This window comes from Streptomyces sp. AK08-02 (assembly GCF_033795085.1).
In the GTDB taxonomy this organism is placed as follows: domain Bacteria; phylum Actinomycetota; class Actinomycetes; order Streptomycetales; family Streptomycetaceae; genus Streptomyces; species Streptomyces echiniscabiei.
The window spans coordinates 160,267-176,846 of sequence record NZ_JARAZV010000008.1 but is presented as its reverse complement, the minus strand read 5'-3'; the positions used below and the strand labels follow the sequence as shown (position 1 = coordinate 176,846).

15 protein-coding genes are annotated in these 16,580 nt (G+C 70.9%); 11 read left to right on the top strand and 4 right to left on the bottom strand.

All coding sequences use genetic code 11. From position 1 onward, the window contains the following. Nucleotides 1-184: 184 nt before the first annotated feature. Entirely contained in the window at nucleotides 185-364 is a 180-nt protein-coding gene (locus PV734_RS18360; RefSeq protein WP_319091237.1) for a hypothetical protein, read from the bottom strand. On the opposite strand from PV734_RS18360, the gene PV734_RS18355 reads away from it, so the two are divergent. Next, complete coding sequence (locus PV734_RS18355; RefSeq protein WP_319290339.1) at nucleotides 354-2,699, top strand: ThuA domain-containing protein; 2,346 nt, start codon at nucleotides 354-356, stop codon at nucleotides 2,697-2,699. The genes PV734_RS18360 and PV734_RS18355 overlap by 11 nt on opposite strands. Before the next feature lie 47 nt (nucleotides 2,700-2,746). Next, nucleotides 2,747-4,909, top strand: coding sequence for an OmpL47-type beta-barrel domain-containing protein (locus PV734_RS18350; RefSeq protein ID WP_319290524.1), 2,163 nt, complete (start codon nucleotides 2,747-2,749; stop codon nucleotides 4,907-4,909). A gap of 79 nt (nucleotides 4,910-4,988) precedes the next feature. Here the strand turns inward: PV734_RS18350 and ligD are convergent, their stop codons facing one another. Continuing rightward, complete coding sequence (gene ligD, locus PV734_RS18345; protein WP_319091239.1) at nucleotides 4,989-5,999, bottom strand: non-homologous end-joining DNA ligase; 1,011 nt, start codon at nucleotides 5,997-5,999, stop codon at nucleotides 4,989-4,991. A gap of 74 nt (nucleotides 6,000-6,073) precedes the next feature. On the opposite strand from ligD, the gene PV734_RS18340 reads away from it, so the two are divergent. Next, nucleotides 6,074-7,144, top strand: coding sequence for an ATP-dependent DNA ligase (locus PV734_RS18340; RefSeq protein WP_319091240.1), 1,071 nt, complete (start codon nucleotides 6,074-6,076; stop codon nucleotides 7,142-7,144). A gap of 142 nt (nucleotides 7,145-7,286) precedes the next feature. Further along, nucleotides 7,287-8,285, top strand: a complete 999-nt coding sequence (locus PV734_RS18335; RefSeq protein WP_319290337.1) for a DUF3048 domain-containing protein — start codon at nucleotides 7,287-7,289, stop codon at nucleotides 8,283-8,285. A gap of 191 nt (nucleotides 8,286-8,476) precedes the next feature. Here the strand turns inward: PV734_RS18335 and PV734_RS18330 are convergent, their stop codons facing one another. After that, complete coding sequence (locus PV734_RS18330; protein WP_319091242.1) at nucleotides 8,477-9,262, bottom strand: IclR family transcriptional regulator; 786 nt, start codon at nucleotides 9,260-9,262, stop codon at nucleotides 8,477-8,479. A gap of 111 nt (nucleotides 9,263-9,373) precedes the next feature. Further along, entirely contained in the window at nucleotides 9,374-9,847 is a 474-nt protein-coding gene (locus PV734_RS18325; protein ID WP_319091243.1) for a MarR family winged helix-turn-helix transcriptional regulator, read from the bottom strand. A 252-nt stretch (nucleotides 9,848-10,099) separates the two neighbouring features. Between PV734_RS18325 and PV734_RS18320 the strand changes: the two genes are divergently transcribed. The 7 genes from PV734_RS18320 to pcaD are packed head-to-tail and all read left to right on the top strand — an operon-like array spanning nucleotide 10,100 to nucleotide 16,550. Continuing rightward, nucleotides 10,100-10,855, top strand: a complete 756-nt coding sequence (locus PV734_RS18320; RefSeq protein WP_319091244.1) for a CoA transferase subunit A — start codon at nucleotides 10,100-10,102, stop codon at nucleotides 10,853-10,855. Continuing rightward, complete coding sequence (locus tag PV734_RS18315; RefSeq protein ID WP_319091246.1) at nucleotides 10,855-11,502, top strand: CoA transferase subunit B; 648 nt, start codon at nucleotides 10,855-10,857, stop codon at nucleotides 11,500-11,502. The genes PV734_RS18320 and PV734_RS18315 overlap by 1 nt, the downstream gene beginning before the upstream one ends. 5 nt (nucleotides 11,503-11,507) lie before the next feature. Then, on the top strand, nucleotides 11,508-12,710 hold the full coding sequence (locus tag PV734_RS18310) for a thiolase family protein (RefSeq protein ID WP_319290522.1): 1,203 nt from the start codon (nucleotides 11,508-11,510) through the stop codon (nucleotides 12,708-12,710). A gap of 9 nt (nucleotides 12,711-12,719) precedes the next feature. Then, nucleotides 12,720-13,493: a protocatechuate 3,4-dioxygenase subunit beta gene (pcaH, locus tag PV734_RS18305; protein WP_319091247.1), complete on the top strand. Its 774-nt coding sequence runs from the start codon at nucleotides 12,720-12,722 to the stop codon at nucleotides 13,491-13,493. Beyond that, complete coding sequence (pcaG, locus tag PV734_RS18300; protein WP_319091248.1) at nucleotides 13,493-14,074, top strand: protocatechuate 3,4-dioxygenase subunit alpha; 582 nt, start codon at nucleotides 13,493-13,495, stop codon at nucleotides 14,072-14,074. The genes pcaH and pcaG overlap by 1 nt, the downstream gene beginning before the upstream one ends. Beyond that, the gene (gene pcaB / locus PV734_RS18295) at nucleotides 14,071-15,426 is read left to right on the top strand and encodes a 3-carboxy-cis,cis-muconate cycloisomerase (RefSeq protein WP_319290336.1); all 1,356 of its coding nucleotides are present in this window, start codon (nucleotides 14,071-14,073) and stop codon (nucleotides 15,424-15,426) included. Before pcaG ends, pcaB begins: the two co-directional genes overlap by 4 nt. Further along, nucleotides 15,423-16,550 (top strand): 3-oxoadipate enol-lactonase, encoded by a 1,128-nt coding sequence (pcaD, locus tag PV734_RS18290; RefSeq protein WP_319091250.1) that lies wholly within the window; start codon nucleotides 15,423-15,425, stop codon nucleotides 16,548-16,550. The genes pcaB and pcaD overlap by 4 nt, the downstream gene beginning before the upstream one ends. The last annotated feature ends 30 nt before the right edge of the window (nucleotides 16,551-16,580 follow it).

Sequence of the window (16,580 nt, the reverse complement as noted above, 5' to 3'; positions counted from 1 at the left end):
ATGCGCAGCGGGAACGAGAGGAACCGGTGAGACGGTAGCGGCATGGAGGCCGTTTATCCACACCCAGGACAAAGTTCGTACCATCCCGGTCATACCTCTTGGCGGACCGCCCAAAGGGGTCTAACTTCCTTTGCGTTTGCTGTGACCGAGGAGGGGTGGGTGGCCACGTGCGGTTCACATCGCATCAGGAGTCCAGGCTTTTACGGGAGTTGAGCGCGAGGAGCGGAGGAAGGAACGGGAGCGGACGGAGACGGGCCTGGGCGGCCACGGTCGCCGCGTCGGTCGTCACCGCCGGGCTGCTGTCGGGGCCCGCCGCGAGCGCCCGGACGGCACCGGAACCGTCCGCGACAACGATGTCTGTCACCTCTCCGCCCGGTGGCAGCGGGGTGCGCGTCCTGGTCTTCCACGGTTCGGCGGCGGCCGGGGACGAGTCGCCGGTCGTCAACGCCGGGATCGAGGCGATCGAGCGGATCGGGCTGTCCGGTCCGGTGGAACAGCGCTTCGACGTCGAGGCGACGGACGACGCCGCCGTGTTCACGGACGGGCCCCGGCTCGGGACCTTCAACGCGATCGTCTTCCTGACGGGGGGCGGTGACGTCCTCGATCCGGAGCAGGAGGCCGGGCTGGAGACGTACATGGAGGCCGGCGGCGGTTTCGTCGGCATCCATGACGCGGCCCGGGCGGAACCGTACTCCGACTGGTTCACCGGTCTGGTGGGCGCCCGGCCCGCGGCGACCAGCCCTACGGCCGTACAGCGCGCCACCGTCGAGGTCGGTGACCGGCGGCATCCGGCCACCAGGGAGCTGCCCGTCCAGTGGAAGCGGCCGGACCAGTGGCTGAACTGGGTGAAGAACCCCTCCGGCGATGTGCACACCGTGGCCCGGGTGCGCGAGTCGACGTACAAACCCGGTGCGAGCGCCAACGGCTGGGACCACCCGGTGAGTTGGTGCCGCGACTACGACGGCGGACGTTCGTTCTACACCGGCATGGGCGGCACGGTGTCGTCGTACGACGAGGCGGACTTCCGCGGTCATCTGCGCGGGGCCCTGCTGTGGACGACCCGGCTGGCGCAGGCCGACTGCAAGGCCACCATCAACGCCAGTTACAAGGCGGAGCGGCTGACCCTGCCCAACCAGCCGGGGCGCGGCGACCAGATCGGTGAGCCGCACGGACTGGTGACCGCGCCCGACGGGCGGGTGTTCTACATCGGGCGAGGCGGCGCCGACTCGTCCCAGCCGGTGGTCACGGACTGGAACAACCCGGCCGTCGGCCGGGGCACGGGGCAGATCCATGTCTACGACCCGAGGACCAGGAAGGTCACCCTGGCGGGCGAGTTGACGGTCTTCGGCAACAAGGGCGGCGGGGACGAGCTGACCAAGGTCGAGGAGGGACTGCTCGGCATCGAGCTGGATCCGTCCTTCGAGCGCAACGGCTGGGTGTATCTCCACTACACGCCCCACTCACGGATCAACCGCGACACGAGAACGGCCGAGCGGTACGTCTCGCGCTTCACACTCGACCCGTCCACCAACCGACTCGACCTGAACAGCGAGAAGGTGCTGCTCAAGTGGCCTGTGCAGATCCACAGTTGCTGCCATGCGGGCGGCGGGATGGCCTGGGACTCCAAGGGCAACCTGTACATCGCGACCGGTGACAACAACTCCAGCCAGTTCAGCGACGGTTACTCCGGCAACAACCCCCAACCCGCCTACAAGGGCGTGTCGTTCGCGGACGCGCGGCGCACCGCGGGCAACACGAACAACCTCAACGGCAAGATCCTGCGCATCCATCCGGAGTCCGACGGAACGTACACGCTTCCCGAGGGCAACCTCTTCACGGGCCGGGAGACCGACGAGGGCGGCGGCAAGACCCGCGGCGAGATCTATGTGATGGGGGTCAGGAACCCGGCCCGCATCTCCGTCGACAAGGCGACGGACACCTTGTACGCGGGCTGGGTCGGCCCGGACGCGAGCGCGCCCTCGACGACCTGGGGTCCGGCGAAGTACGACACGTTCGCCGCCATCACCCGGGCGGGCAACCGGGGTTGGCCGTACTGCATGGGCAACAAGCAGCCCTACCGGGACCGCAACCTGCCCGATCCCACGAAGCCGCTGGGCTGGTACGACTGCGACCACCCGAAGAACGAGTCGCCGAACAACGACGGTCTGGTCAACCTGCCGCCCGTCACCGGCAACAACATCTGGTACTCGCCCCAGGGCGGCGCCCCGGACTTTCCGCGCGACGCGAACGGTGTCCCGTCCTACAAGCAGGCCGAGAGCACCTATCTGCTGCCGTGGCTGAAGGGCGGCGGTCAGGCCGCGATGAACGGGCCGGTGTACCGCTACGACGCGGCGAGCGCGAGCACCACCAAGTGGCCGGCCTACTGGGACGGCAAGTGGTTCGTCGGCGACTTCTACGACGCCGACCAGCCGCGCAACGCGGTGCTCACCGATCCGAAGACCCAGGGTGACGGCGGACTGCCGGTCCACTCCGAGTCGTTGAAGAAGATCGTGCCGATCGGCAACGACGGCATCAAGAACCTCATGGACTGGAAGTTCGGCCCCGACGGCGCGCTCTACGTCCTCGACTACGGCCGGGGCTTCTTCACCTCGGACGCCAAGTCGGCACTGTGGCGGATCACCTACACCGGCGGCGGCCTCACTCCCGCGGCCGGCGACCTCGCGAGGGGAGCGAAGTAGTGCGCAGACGCAGGCAGCTCTGGACGGCCCTGTTGGCGTCCCTGTTCATGGTCCTCGGGCTGACGTCGACGGCAGGGGCGCGCACCGCCGCGGAGCCCGCCGCCACGCCGGCCGCCGCTCAGGTGCTCACCTGGACGGCGGGTGACGACATCACCAAGTACGCCTCCGTACCGGCCACGGCGGTGGCGGGCGCGACGACGATCGTCTTCGAGAACAGTGCGGCGACCGGCAACACCATGGGAATGCCGCACACGTTGACGTTCGACGTCTCCGACCCGGAGTACAACAACGACGTTCCGCTCAACATCCTCGCCAACCCGAACGACGACCAGGGCGGCCGGCACACCGTCGAGGTCACGCTCGCTCCCGGCCGCTACCGCTACCACTGCACGATTCCGGGCCACGGCCAGATGCAGGGCATCCTCGTGGTGACCGAGGGCGGCGGCGCGGACACCACGGCCCCGCAGACCTCTGCGACCGTCACCGGTGCGCAGAACTCGCAGGGTGCGTACGTCGGTTCGGCGAGCGTGACGATCGGCGCGATTGACGAGGGTTCCGGCGTCGACCGGGTCGAGTACGCGATCGGCCCGGACGGTGCCTGGCAGCCGTACACCGCACCGGTGGTGATCGACCGGGTCGGCAGTCATTCGGTGCGTTACCGGGCGTTCGACAAGGCGGGCAACGCGGCTGCCGAGAGGAGTGTCGCGTTCACGGTGGTCGCACCGCCGACGGACGACACCGCGCCGCCGGAGACCTCGGCTACGGTGAGCGGCGAGCAGAATCCGGCCGGGGCGTATCTCGACATGGCGACGGTCACCGTCTCGGCGTCGGACACCGGGTCCGGGGTCAACACGGTCGAGTACGCGGTGAACAGCGGGAGTTGGCAGCCGTACGGCGGGCCGGTGATGGTGCACCAGGTCGGCAGCCACAGTGTCCGGTACCGTGCCACCGACAAGGCGGGCAACGTCTCGCCGGAGAAGAGTGTGGCGTTCACGGTGGTGGCCCAGCCCGCCGAGGACACCGTTCCACCCGTGACCGGGGTGACCGTCGAGGGGACCCGGAACGCGAACGGGGCCTACGTCAACAGTGCGAAGGTGACCGTCAGCGCGACGGACGCCCACGGCGGTTCGGGGGTCGCCACGGTCGAGTACTCGCTCGACGGCGGGCCCTATCTGGCGTACACCGCACCGGTGGTCGTCGACCGTGCGGGCGCCCACACCGTGACGTACCGGGCGAGTGACAAGGCCGGCAACACGTCCGACGCGCGCTCGGTGAGCCTTACGGTCGTGGCGGGCGGCGGGGTTCCGGCGCCTAACTGCCCGGAGTACGACGAGCGGTTGACGGTGATCGTCGGCACGGTCGACTCGGGCGTCCCCAACCGGGTCACCAACAACCGTTGCCGGATAGGCGAGTTGATCGAGGACGAGCGGGAGTGGACGTCCCACGCCCTGTTCCTCAAGCATGTCAGGACCGTCCTCGACCGGCTCCTCAAGGACGGTGCCGTCGACGAACGGGAGGACGCGGCGATCGACGAGGCGGCCCGTGCGTCCGGTATCGGCAGGCCGGGCCAGACCGAGGGCTACCGCACGATCCTCGACGGTACGGCCGCGTCCTTCGCCAAGTGGCAGCAGGTGGGCGGCGGTTCGTTCACACCGAACGGCGACGGGTCGATCACCAGCAGCACGACGGTCGCGGGGATGGGCATGCTGTGGTTCCCGGAGCGGAAGTACGGCGACTTCTCGCTGAAGCTCCAGTGGCGTGACGACGCGCCGGGCACGGGCAACGCCAACGCCGGTGTGTTCGTGCGGTTCCCCTGGGTCCACGGCCACCCGGAGGAGACGCGGCCGGAGTGGGTCGCCATCAAGTACGGGCACGAGGTGCAGGTGCTCGACCGGCCCGACGGCGACATGTACAAGACGGGCTCGGTCTACGGCTTCGACCGGGTGGGACTCGCCGGGGCAGGCGTCACCCAGAAGGGCACCTGGAACGACTACGAGATCCGCGTGGTCGACCAGCACTACTCGGTGTTCCGGGGCGGCGTGCTGATCAACGAGTTCGACAACACCCGCGGCCAGGACTTCACCCCGCCGCGCTCGGACGACCCGGGCACGGACGGGCGGCGGTTCGCGTCCGGCTACCTCGGCCTCCAGGTGCACGGCACGACCGATGTGGTCTCGTACCGGGACGTCCGGATCAAGGAACTGTCCTGAACCGGGGGTCACCTCCCGTCCGGTGGATCGAGCGGATCGACCGCGCCGAACGGGAGGTGACCCCGCCGGGTCGGTCGAGTCACTCCTTGCGGGCCCGACTTGGCTGAACGCGCTTGGGCTCGCCGGGCATCTTCGGGTACTCGGGGGGATACGGCAGGTCACCGAGTCCGTGCTCGTGTTCGTCACGGCGGGCGAGTTCGAGCAGCGCGTCGAGGGAGAAGGCGTGGTCGTCCATGTCCGCGTGGACGTCGCCGAGTCGGGCGAAACGTCCGGGCATGGTCGCGAGGTCGAAGTCGAGTGGCCGCGCGTCCGGGACCTCCTCCCACGTCAGCGGCGCCGAGACGGGGGCGTGCGGCCGGGGCCGGACGGAGTAGGCGGAGGCGATGGTGCGGTCACGGGCGGTCTGGTTGTAGTCGACGAAGATCCGCTCCCCGCGCTCCTCCTTCCACCACCTGGTCGTCACCTGTTCCGGCATCCGCCGCTCCAGCTCCCGCCCGACGGCGATCGCCGCCCGCCGGACCTCGGTGAACGTCCATCGCGGTTCGATCGGCACGAAGACATGCAGTCCCCGCCCGCCGGAGGTCTTGGGCCAGCCGCGCAGACCCCCGAACTCGTCGAGCACGGCGCGCAGTTCGTGGGCGGCACGCACCGCGTCCGCGTAGTCCGTACCGGGCTGGGGGTCGAGGTCGACGCGCAGTTCGTCGGGGTGATCGACGTCGGCGCGGCGCACCGGCCAGGGATGGAAGGTGAGGGTGCCGAACTGGGCGGCCCAGAGCACGGCGGCGACCTCGGTCGGGCACATCTCGTCGGCGCTGCGACCGCTGGGAAAGGTGATGTGGGCGGTCGGGATCCAGTCGGGCATGTTCTTGGGCGCCCGCTTCTGGAAGAAGTTCTCGCCGCTCACCCCGTCCGGATAGCGCTCCAGGGTGGTGGGCCGGTCGCGCAGCGCGCGCAGGATGCCGGGGCCGACAGCGAGGTAGTACTGGGCGAGGTCGAGCTTGGTGAAGCCGCGCTCCGGAAAGAAGACCTTGTCCGGGCTGGACAGCCGTACCGTCCGGCCGAACGCTTCCAGCTCCACCGCTTCGCCCATGCGAGCCACGGTAGGCGTATCGCGCGAAGCTCGCACACCGGGCGATCACGGTCATGGGCGCGCAGAATCGAACCATGGATCTGCCGGTCATGCCCCCCGTGAAGCCCATGCTCGCCAAATCCGTGGCGCGGATCCCCCCGGACATGCAGTACGAGGCGAAGTGGGACGGTTTTCGGGCGATCGTGTTCCGTGACGGGGCCGAGGTCGAGGTCGGCAGCCGTACCGGTAAGTCGTTGACCAGGTACTTTCCCGAGCTGGTGGCGGCGCTCAGGGAGCGGTTGCCCGAGCGGTGTGTGGTGGACGGCGAGATCGTGATCGCGCTCGGCGGACGCCTCGACTTCGACGCGCTGACGGAGCGCATCCACCCCGCCGAGTCCCGGGTGCGGACGCTGGCCGAGCGGAACCCGGCCTCGTTCGTCACGTTCGACGTACTGGCGCTGGCCGACGAGTCGCTCGTCGACGTCCCGCTGGCCGACCGGCGCGCGCTGCTCACCATGGCTCTGTCCGGCGTGACCCCGCCGGTTCATGTGGCGCCGGCGACCACCGACATCGAGGTGGCGCGGCGATGGTTCGAGCAGTACGAGGGGGCGGGCCTCGACGGCGTCATCGCCAAGCCGCTCACCCTGCGTTACCGGCAGGACGAACGGGTGATGTTCAAGGTCAAGCACGAGCGGACGGCGGATGTCGTGGTCGCCGGGTACCGCCTGCACAAGAGCGGACCGATCGTGGGCTCACTGCTGCTCGGGCTGTACGACGCGCGGGGCACACTCCAGCATGTCGGGGTCAGCGCCGCGTTTCCGATGCGGCGGCGGGCCGAACTCGTCGAGGAACTGGAGCCGCTGCGGCTGGCGGACGTCGGCGAGCATCCGTGGGCCGCCTGGACGGACGAGACGGCGCACGAGTCGGCGCGACTGCCGGGGGCGCCCAGCCGCTGGTCCACGAAGAAGGACTTCTCATGGATCCCGCTGCGGCCCGAACTGGTGGCCGAGGTGGCGTACGACCACATGGAGAACGGGGCGCGCTTCCGGCACACGGCCCGTTTCCGCCGCTGGCGCCCGGACCGGACGGCCGACAGCTGTACGTACGACCAGCTGGAGGAGCCGGTGGGGTACGACCTCGCGGAGATTCTCGGGCCGCGGAACTGAGGTCACCCCTGGACCACCTCCTCCGTGGGCCGTTCGGCCCCTGGGAGGTGCACGATCAGAACCGATCGGGTATGGCCACCAATGAACCGATAAACGCACAATCGTAGACACGGACCTGGTGGCGACGGTGGGTATGCGACGGATGACGCGAACGACACGGACGTGGCGGCACGGAACGGTCGCCGCCGCACTGGTGACCGCCACCGTGACGGCCTCCCTGATGGCCGGCTGCACCAGCGGTGACCGCCCCTCCGACGACGGACGCGGACAGACCCACAGCCGGAGCCAGGAACCCGACCACCCCGAATCACCCGAGCCGACGAGCGCGGGCCCGGTCCTCGCCGTGAAGATCGACAACGTGTCGGCGGCACGCCCCCAGAGCGGCCTGGAGGCGGCGGACCTGGTGTACGCCGAGCAGGTCGAGGGAGGTCTGAGCCGGCTGATGGCGATCTACGCGACCCGGCTGCCGGAGGCCGTCGGGCCGGTGCGCAGCGCACGCGAGTCCGATCTGGAGCTGCTGGGGCAGTTCGACGAGCCTACGCTCGCCTTCTCCGGGGCCCAGCGCAAGCTGCTGCCGCTGATCGACCGGGCACCGCTGACGGCCGAGCCCCCGGAGTCCGCGGTTTCCGGCGCCTACTACCGGGTGACGGACAGGGCGGCGCCGCACAACCTGTACCTGCGGCCGCGGAAACTGGTCGGCACCGCCCCTGGAGCGGACGCGCTGACCACCGGCTTCCGCTACGGCGCCGCACCCGAGGGCGGGGCTCCGGAGAAGTCGCGCACCGTCCGCTTCCCGTCGGCGCGCTTCACCTTCACCTGGTCCGCGGACCGGCACGGCTGGCTGGTGTCGATGGACGGCACCCCGACCGTCGCGGGCGACGGCGAGCGGATCGCCGCCTCCACGGTCGTCGTGCAGTACGTGAAGGTGCGCGAGTCGCGCTTCCACGACGTGCTCGGCAACAACTCGCCGTACACCCAGTCCGTGGGCTCGGGCCGGGCCCAGGTACTGCGCGACGGGCGCGCGTTCGACGTCAGGTGGAGTCGCGCGGCGGCCACTGACGGGACGGACTTCACGACGGCGGACGGTACGCCCGTGAACTTCGCGAAGGGGCAGGTGTGGGTGCTGTTCGCGAAGGCCTGACGAGGCAGCCTGTCACCCTGTGAGTGAGGCGGCGCCCGAATCGGCCGACCCACCGGAGTCCCGCACCTCGCCCGGCGGCACCGAGTACGACACCCGAATCCTCACGACGGGCAGCGGCATACGGCCATGCCCCGCGGCGCGACCGCCTCCGGTGGCCCCCCGGCCGAAAGGTGCGGCCGTCAGAGCCCTCCTCAGGCCTCGAAGGGCAGCCCCGCGCGTGCCAGTTCCCCCGCTGCCTCGCGCAGCGCCGCCGCGAACCGTGTCACCCGCTCCGGGGTGAACCGCGTACTCGGCCCGCCGAAGGACAGCGCGGCCCGCACGGACCCGCTTGTGCCCCGCACCGGCACGGCCACCGCCGACAGCCCCTCCTCGCGTTCGCCGTGACTCACCGCGTACCCGTGGTCCCGGGCCTCCTCGATCCAGGTCCGGAGGGTCGCCAGATGCCCGGCCCCGTACGGTGACGCCCCCGCGACCCGCAGCAGCAGCCCGTCCGGGGCGTCCAGCAGCAGCGCCTTGGCCACGCCGCCCGCCCACAGCGGGAGTTCGTCGCCCACCCGCACGACCTGGCGCAGCGCCTGCGGGCCCTCCTCCTGCGCGATACAGACACGGTGGATGTCCCGGCGCACATACAGGTGCACGGTCTCCTTGTGCTCGGCGGCGAGGTCGCGCAGCAGCGCCCGGGCCGCGGCCGGCAGCCGCCAGGCCTGCTCGGCGAGCCGGGACCAGCGCAGCAGGGCGGGGCCCGCGAGGTAGCGGCCGTGCTCGTCGACCCAGAGGAGTCCGTTGAGCCGCAGGGTCTGGAGCAGCCGCAGCACCGTGGTCTTGGGCAGCCCGGAGGCGCTGACGATCTCACGGAGGGACAGTGCGGGCCGGATCTCGTCGAAGAGCCCCAGGATGTCGATGGCCCGCTGGACGGTACGCATCCCCGCGGGCTCGGACTCGGCCGGGCCCCCTGCCCCGGATCCTCCGGCTGCCATCCCTGTTCCTCCTCGGGCTCCGGACCGCCCCACGGTCCGGGCCACGGTCTCGCTCCCGACGGTATCCGCTCCAGGTCCGCTGGGCGGACCCGGTCTGCCGCGGAAGCGCGGTCAGCGCGGGGAGCTGGGGGAGGCGAGGGGGTCCACCGGGTTGCGCAGCCTCTCCGCCGCGTCGGCCACCCGCTGGATGAGGTCGAGGAAAACGGTCTGTTCGTCGGCGGAGAGCGGGGCCAGGAAGTACTGGTTCATCCGGGCCGTCCGTACGGTCAACCTGCGGTGTGTGCGCATCCCGTCGTCGGTGGGGCGCAGCAGGGAGCGGCGGCCGTCCTCCGGGTCGCGCACCTTGTCGATGAGGTCGCGGCGGCCGAGCCTGCTGACGACCTCGGCGACCGTGGACCGGTCGAGGCCGACCCGTTCCCCGACCGTGCGCTGGTCGAGACCCGGTTCGGCGACCAGCGCGTTCAGCACCGCGAACTGCGGTGAGGTGATCTCCTCGGAGACCATCGTGTTCCACAGCAGGTAGTGCGCCTGCTGCAGCCTCCGGGCGAGGTGCCCGGGGTGGGTGGAGAGGTCCACCGCGGCCATGTCCGCTCCCGGTGTCGTCTGTTGCGGATCGAATGTCTTGTGTACGCGTTCATTGATCTGTTTTCGTCTGTGTACTGAGGATACTGGCCCTACGCTCCCCTGTCTTCCGTCCGGACACATCGCCTCCACCTTGGATTTTCCGGCGACTATTGACGACTTGACCGACGAGTGGCAGCGTGAGGGAAACCTTGCAGAAATACTCAGTGCCCTGAGTAATCGCGCATCGGCATCGGTAGAGATGGGGCTACACGGATGGACAAGGTGGTCGCCACGGCCTTGGAGGCGGTGGCCGATGTGCCGGACGGTGCGTCGCTCGCGGTGGGTGGTTTCGGGCTCAGTGGAGTTCCGAACGTGCTGATCGAGGCGCTGTACGAGCGTGCGGTCTCGGGGCTGTCCGTGGTGTCCAACAACTGCGGGGCCATGGAGTCGGGCCTCGCGGTGCTGCTGGCTGCGGGCCGGATCGCCCGCGTCACCGGCTCGTACATCGGAGGGAACAAGGAGTTCGCCCGCCAGTACCTGGCCGGTGAGCTGGAGGTCGAGATGATCCCGCAGGGCACGCTCGCCGAACGGCTGCGCGCCGGCGGGTCCGGTGTTCCCGCCTTCTACACACCGGCCGGGGTCGGCACCCAGGTCGCGGAGGGCGGTCTGCCCTGGCGGTACGACGGCTCGGGCGGTGTGGCTCTGGCGTCGCCGCCGAAGGAGGTGCGGGAGTTCGACGGCACCCAGTACGTGCTGGAGCGGGCCATCCGTACCGACTTCGCGCTGGTGCGGGCGGCCAGGGGCGACCGGCACGGCAACCTCGTCTTCAACAAGTCCACCCGGAACTTCAACCCCCTCGCGGCCATGGCCGGCCGGATCACGGTCGCCGAGGTCGAGGAGCTGGTCGAGCCCGGCGAGATCGACCCCGACGCGGTGCATCTGCCGGGCATCTTCGTACAGCGGGTGATCGCGCTGACGCCCGAACAGGTGGCCGACAAGCGGATCGAGCAGCGGACGGTGAGCAGCTGATGGCCTGGACCAGGGAAGAGATGGCCGCCCGGGCCGCGCGGGAGCTGCGCGACGGGCAGTACGTGAACCTGGGCATCGGTCTGCCGACGCTGATCCCCAACTACCTCCCCGACGATGTCGAGGTGATCCTGGAGTCGGAGAACGGCATCCTGGGCACCGGCCCCTATCCGACCGAGGACCAGGTCGACCCCGATCTGATCAACGCGGGCAAGGAGACGGTGACCGTCCTGCCGGGCGCCTCCTTCTTCGACTCGGCGCTGTCCTTCGGGATGATCCGGGGCGGGCACATCGACGTCGCCGTGCTGGGCGCGATGCAGGTGTCCGCCGGGGGTGACCTGGCGAACTGGGCGATCCCGGGCAAGCTGATCACCGGGATCGGTGGTGCCATGGACCTGGTGCACGGCGCCCGCACGGTCATCGTGGTCATGACGCACACCGCGAAGGACGGCTCCCCGAAGATCCTGGAGCAGTGTGAACTTCCGCTCACCGGCAAGGCATGTGTGAACCGGGTCATCACCGACCTGGGCGTTCTCGATGTCAACGAGGACGGCCTGGTCCTGGTGGAGACCGCGCCGGGCGTCACCGTCGAGGAGATCGTGGCGAAGACCGCCGCGAAGGTCCGCACCCCCGAGGAGATCCAGCCGTGAGCCGTCTGAAGGACGTCTACATCGTCGACGCGGTACGCACCCCGATCGGCCGCTACAACGGAGCCCTGGCCGGTGTCCGCCCGGACGACCTCGCCGCCCACGCCATCCGCGAGCTCCTCGCCCGTACCCCCGGCCTGGACCCCTCCCGCGTCGAGGACGTCTACTTCGGCAACGCCAACGGGGCCGGTGAGGACAACCGCGACGTCGCCCGCATGGCCGGACTGCTCGCCGGACTGCCCACCTCCGTCCCCGGCGTCACCGTCAACCGGCTGTGCGCCTCGGGGCTGGAGGCGGTGATCCAGGCCGCCCGTGCCATCGCCGTCGGCGACGCCTCCATCGCGCTGGCGGGCGGTGTGGAGTCCATGACCCGCGCCCCCTACGTCCTGCCCAAGAACGACCGGCCCTTCCCCGCCGGGCACACCGAGCTGTACTCGACGACGCTCGGCTGGCGTATGACCAACCCGAGGATGGACCCGCGGTGGACCATTCCGCTGGGCGAGTCCGCCGAACTCATCGCCGACAAACACAAGATCACCCGCGAGCAGCAGGACGAGTTCGCCCTCACCAGCCACCGCAGGGCAGCCGCCGCCCAGCAGACGGGCCTGTTCGACGCCGAACTCGCCCCCGTCCCCGTCCCGCAGCGCAAGGGCGAGCCGATCGCCTTCGGCGCCGACGAATCCGTACGCGCCGACGCCTCCCTGGCCGCCATGGCCAGGCTCAAGCCGTCCTTCCGCACGGACGGGGGCACCGTGACGGCCGGCAACGCCTCCCCCCTCAACGACGGCGCGGCCGCTCTCCTCCTGGTCGACGAGGAGGGCCTGAGGGCGACCGGCCGCGAGCCCCTCGCCCGGGTGTCCGCCACCGGTGTCTCCGCGATCGACCCCGACTACTTCGGTCTCGCCCCCGTCGAAGCCGTCAACCGGGCGCTCACCAAGGCGGGCAGGACGTTTGACGACCTGTCAACCCTCGAACTGAACGAGGCGTTCGCCGCCCAGGTCCTCGGCTGTATCGCCGAATGGCCCGAGTTCGACCCGGCCGTCCTCAACCCGCAGGGCGGCGCGATCGCCCTCGGCCACCCGCTAGGCGCCTCCGGAGCCCGGCTCGCCGGAACCGTCGCCCACCAACTCGCCCGCAAGGGCACGGGAGTCGGCGTCGCCACCCTCTGCATCGGCGTGGGCCAGGGCCTCGCCCTCGTCCTCGAACGCTAGGAACTCCCCGTGCCTCTCTCCCAGTCGGACATAGACATCGAGGTCAGCGACCTCCAGGACGCCTACGACAAGGCGGTGGCCGAAGGCGCACCCGTACAGAACCATCCGCCGCGCGACTACGCCCCCTACCGCAGCTCGGTGCTTCGGTATCCGAAGCAGCCGCTGGTCGCGGTGAGCGGTGGGGACCCGGAGACGGTCGAGCTGTCGGGACCGGTGTTCGGGGTCACCGACATCACCGACATCGACAGCGATCTCACGATCCAGCACCGGGGCGAGCCGCTCGGCGAGCGCATCACCGTCTCCGGCCGGCTCCTCGACCGGAACGGGCGCCCCGTGCGCGGTCAGCTGATCGAGCTGTGGCAGGCCAACGCCTCCGGCCGGTACGCGCATCTGCGGGACCAGCACCCGGCGCCGCTCGACCCCAACTTCACCGGTGTGGGACGGCTCCTGACGGATGATCAGGGACGGTACCGGTTCACCACGATCAAGCCGGGTGCGTACCCGTGGCGCAACCACACCAACGCCTGGCGCCCCGCGCACATCCATTTCTCCGTCTTCGGCACGGCCTTCACCCAGCGCCTCGTGACCCAGATGTACTTCCCGAACGACCCGCTGTTCCGCTACGACCCGATCCTGCGCTCGGTGACCGACGAGGCCGCCCGTGACCGGCTGGTCGCGCGGTACAACCACGACCTGTCCCAGCCAGAGTTCTCGCTCGGCTACGAGTGGGACATCGTCCTCGACGGTCCCTCCGCCACCTGGATCGAAGAAGGCCGCGCCTGATGAGCGTCTCCCCCGCCTCTCCGGAGAACGTCCTGCCCACCCCGTCCCACACCGTGGGCCCCTTCTACGGCTACGCCCTCCCCTTTCCCGAGGGCGAGCAGGTGGCGCCCAAGGGCCACCCGGACACGATCACCCTCCACGGCCACGTCCTGGACGGCGAGGGGAACCCGATCCCCGACGCCCTGCTGGAGTTCTGGCAGGCCGCCCCCGACGGATCCCTGGCCGGTGCGCCCGGATCCCTGCGCCGCGACCCGGTGACGGGCGGCTTCCTGGGGCGCAACGGCACCGACTTCACGGGCTTCGGGCGGGTCGCCACCGACGCCGACGGGCACTACGCGCTGTACACGCTGCCGCCCGGCAACTCCGGACTGCCGTACATCAGTGTGTGCGTGTTCGCGCGCGGTCTGCTGACCCACCTGTACACGCGCGCGTATCTCGCGGACGGCGCCGACGCGCTGCTCGACTCCCTGCCCGCCGAGCGGCGCGCCACGCTGGTCGCCGCCGAGGGCGAGCGGCGCACGTACCGTTTCGACATCCGCCTTCAGGGCGAGGGCGAGACGGTCTTCCTGGAGTTCGAGTGACACCACCTGCCGAGTCCGACGCCGACACCGGCCTGCTCTCCCCCGGGTGGGCAGGCTCCCCGGCCGCCGACGCGACGAGCGACACCGCCTATCTGCGGGCGCTGCTCGACGCGGAGGCCGCGCTGACCCGTGCGCAGGCGGGGCTGGGGCTGGTGCCGGAGGAAGCGGCCACGGCGGTCGGCTCGGCAGCCGGTGACACCGCCGGCTTCGACGTCCGGTCGATCGCGCTGCGCGCCCGGTCCGGCGGCAACCCGGTGATTCCGCTGGTCGCGGACCTGACAGCGGCGGTGGGCGCACCGTACGGGTCGTGCGTCCACCGGGGTGCCACCAGTCAGGACATCCTGGACACGGCGACGATGCTGGTCGCCTCCCGCACCCTGGACCTGATCCGCACGGACCTCGACCGCACCGCGCGGGCGCTCTCCCGCGCGGCGGCCGTCCACCGCGACACCCCGATGCCGGGCCGCACGCTCACCCAGCACGCCGTGCCGACGACCTTCGGGCTGAAGGCGGCCGGCTGGCGCTCTCTGGTCCTGGACGCCCGGGACCGGGTGACAGCCGTACGCCACAGTCTCCCCGCCCAACTCGGGGGCGCCGCCGGGACCTTGGCCGCGTTCACGGTGTTCGGCGCGGGTGACGCTCCGGTCGGCACCCAGGCCCTGGTCGCCGCCTACTCCCGTGAACTCGGCCTCGCCGAGCCCGTGTTGCCCTGGCACACCCTGCGCACCCCGGTCGCGGACCTCGCCGGGGCGCTCGCCTTCACGGTCGGCGCCCTCGGAAAGCTCGCCGCCGATGTGCTGACGTTGGCCCGGACGGAGATCGCCGAGCTCTCCGAGGGCAGCGGCGGGGGTTCGTCGGCGATGCCCCACAAGGCCAACCCCGTACGGTCGACGCTGATCGCCGCCGCGGCCCGGCGGGCACCGCAGCTCGCGGCCACCCTGTACGGCGCGCTCGTCGCCGAGGACGAGCGTCCGGCGGGTGCCTGGCACGCCGAGTGGGAGACACTCAGGGAGCTGCTCCGGATCGCCGGGGGCGCGGCCCGGGACGCCGTGGAGCTCACGGAGGGGCTGCACGTGCAACCGGAGGTCATGCGCCGACACCTGGACCTCACCCACGGGTTGATCGTCTCCGAGCGGCTGGCCGCCGAACTCTCGCCCGTGCTGGGCCGCGCCCGTGCGAAGGAGCTGCTCACCCAGGTGGCCGCCCGAACCCGCACCGAGGGCCGGACACTCGCCGAACTCCTGGCCGAGGAGCCCGAGTTGCGGGACCTGCCCCTCGACGACCTGACCGACCCCGCCCGTTACACCGGCTCCGCCGGAGCCCTCACCGACCGCGCTCTGGAGCGACCGTGACCGACAAACTGCCGCATCACCGTGTCGAGGGCTCCGCCACCGCTCCCCCGCTGCTGCTCGGGCCCTCGCTCGGGACGTCGTACGCCCTGTGGGACAGGGTGGCACCCGAGCTGTCCGTCACCCACCGGGTGGTCCGCTGGGACCTGCCCGGGCACGGGGGTTCGGCGCCCGGGCTGATCGGGCCGGGGGCCACCGTCGGTGATCTGGCGGCGCTCGTGCTGGCGCTCGCCGACTCGCTCGGCATCGACCGATTCGCCTACGCGGGCGTGTCGTTGGGCGGTGCGGTCGGTCTGCATCTCGCCGTCCACCACCCGGAGCGGGTGTCGTCGCTCGCCGTCCTGTGCTCCTCGGCCCACTTCAACGGCAGCAAGCCGTGGGAGGAGCGGGCCGCGCTGGTGCGCAGTGAGGGTCTGGCCGGGCTCGCGGAGAGTGCCGACGCCCGTTGGTTCACGCCCGGGTTCACCGTGCCGGAGCTGGTCGCGGATCACCGGAACGCCGACCCGGACGCGTACGCCGCCTGCTGCGACGCGCTCGGCGCCTTCGACCTGCGTGACCGGCTGGCCGAGATCGGCGTGCCCACACTGCTCGTCGCCGGGCGGCAGGACCCGGCCACACCCCCGGCCCATCTGCGGGAGATCGCGGACGCCGTGCCCGGTGCCACGCTCGTCGAGCTGCCGGGCGCCTCGCACCTGGCCGTCGCGCAGTGCCCGGAGGCCGTACTGGCCGCGCTGCGCCCGCACTTCGGAGCGGCTCCCCGGCGGGGCATGGAGGTGCGTCGGCAGGTGCTCGGCGACACCCACGTGGACCGGGCGCAGGCACGGCAGACGCCCTTCACCGCCCGCTTCCAGGACTTCATCTCGCGCTACGCGTGGGGCGAGATCTGGACCGACCCGACGCTCACCCGGCGTGAGCGCAGCATGATCACACTCACCGCGCTGGTCGCCCACGGCCACTACGACGAGCTGGCGATGCACGTCCGCGCGGCCCGCCGCAACGGACTGACCCCCGAGGAGATCGGCGCGGTCCTGCTCCAGACGGCCGTCTACTGCGGAGTTCCGGCGGCCAACTCGGCGTTCGCCGCGGCGCAGCGCGTCCTCGCGGAGGAGGACGGCCCGGCGGAGTGACCCCGGTGGTCGTGGGTACGACGCCCGGGC

Coding starts and splice junctions, on each gene's coding strand:
- PV734_RS18355 (WP_319290339.1), top strand. CDS start 354: ATGTCTGTCACCTCTCCGCCCGGTGGCAGCGGGGTGCGCGTCCTGGTC.
- PV734_RS18350 (WP_319290524.1), top strand. CDS start 2,747: ATGGTCCTCGGGCTGACGTCGACGGCAGGGGCGCGCACCGCCGCGGAG.
- ligD (WP_319091239.1), bottom strand. CDS start 5,999: ATGGGCGAAGCGGTGGAGCTGGAAGCGTTCGGCCGGACGGTACGGCTG.
- PV734_RS18340 (WP_319091240.1), top strand. CDS start 6,074: ATGGATCTGCCGGTCATGCCCCCCGTGAAGCCCATGCTCGCCAAATCC.
- PV734_RS18335 (WP_319290337.1), top strand. CDS start 7,287: ATGACGCGAACGACACGGACGTGGCGGCACGGAACGGTCGCCGCCGCA.
- PV734_RS18330 (WP_319091242.1), bottom strand. CDS start 9,262: ATGGCAGCCGGAGGATCCGGGGCAGGGGGCCCGGCCGAGTCCGAGCCC.
- PV734_RS18325 (WP_319091243.1), bottom strand. CDS start 9,847: ATGGCCGCGGTGGACCTCTCCACCCACCCCGGGCACCTCGCCCGGAGG.
- PV734_RS18320 (WP_319091244.1), top strand. CDS start 10,100: ATGGACAAGGTGGTCGCCACGGCCTTGGAGGCGGTGGCCGATGTGCCG.
- PV734_RS18315 (WP_319091246.1), top strand. CDS start 10,855: ATGGCCTGGACCAGGGAAGAGATGGCCGCCCGGGCCGCGCGGGAGCTG.
- pcaG (WP_319091248.1), top strand. CDS start 13,493: ATGAGCGTCTCCCCCGCCTCTCCGGAGAACGTCCTGCCCACCCCGTCC.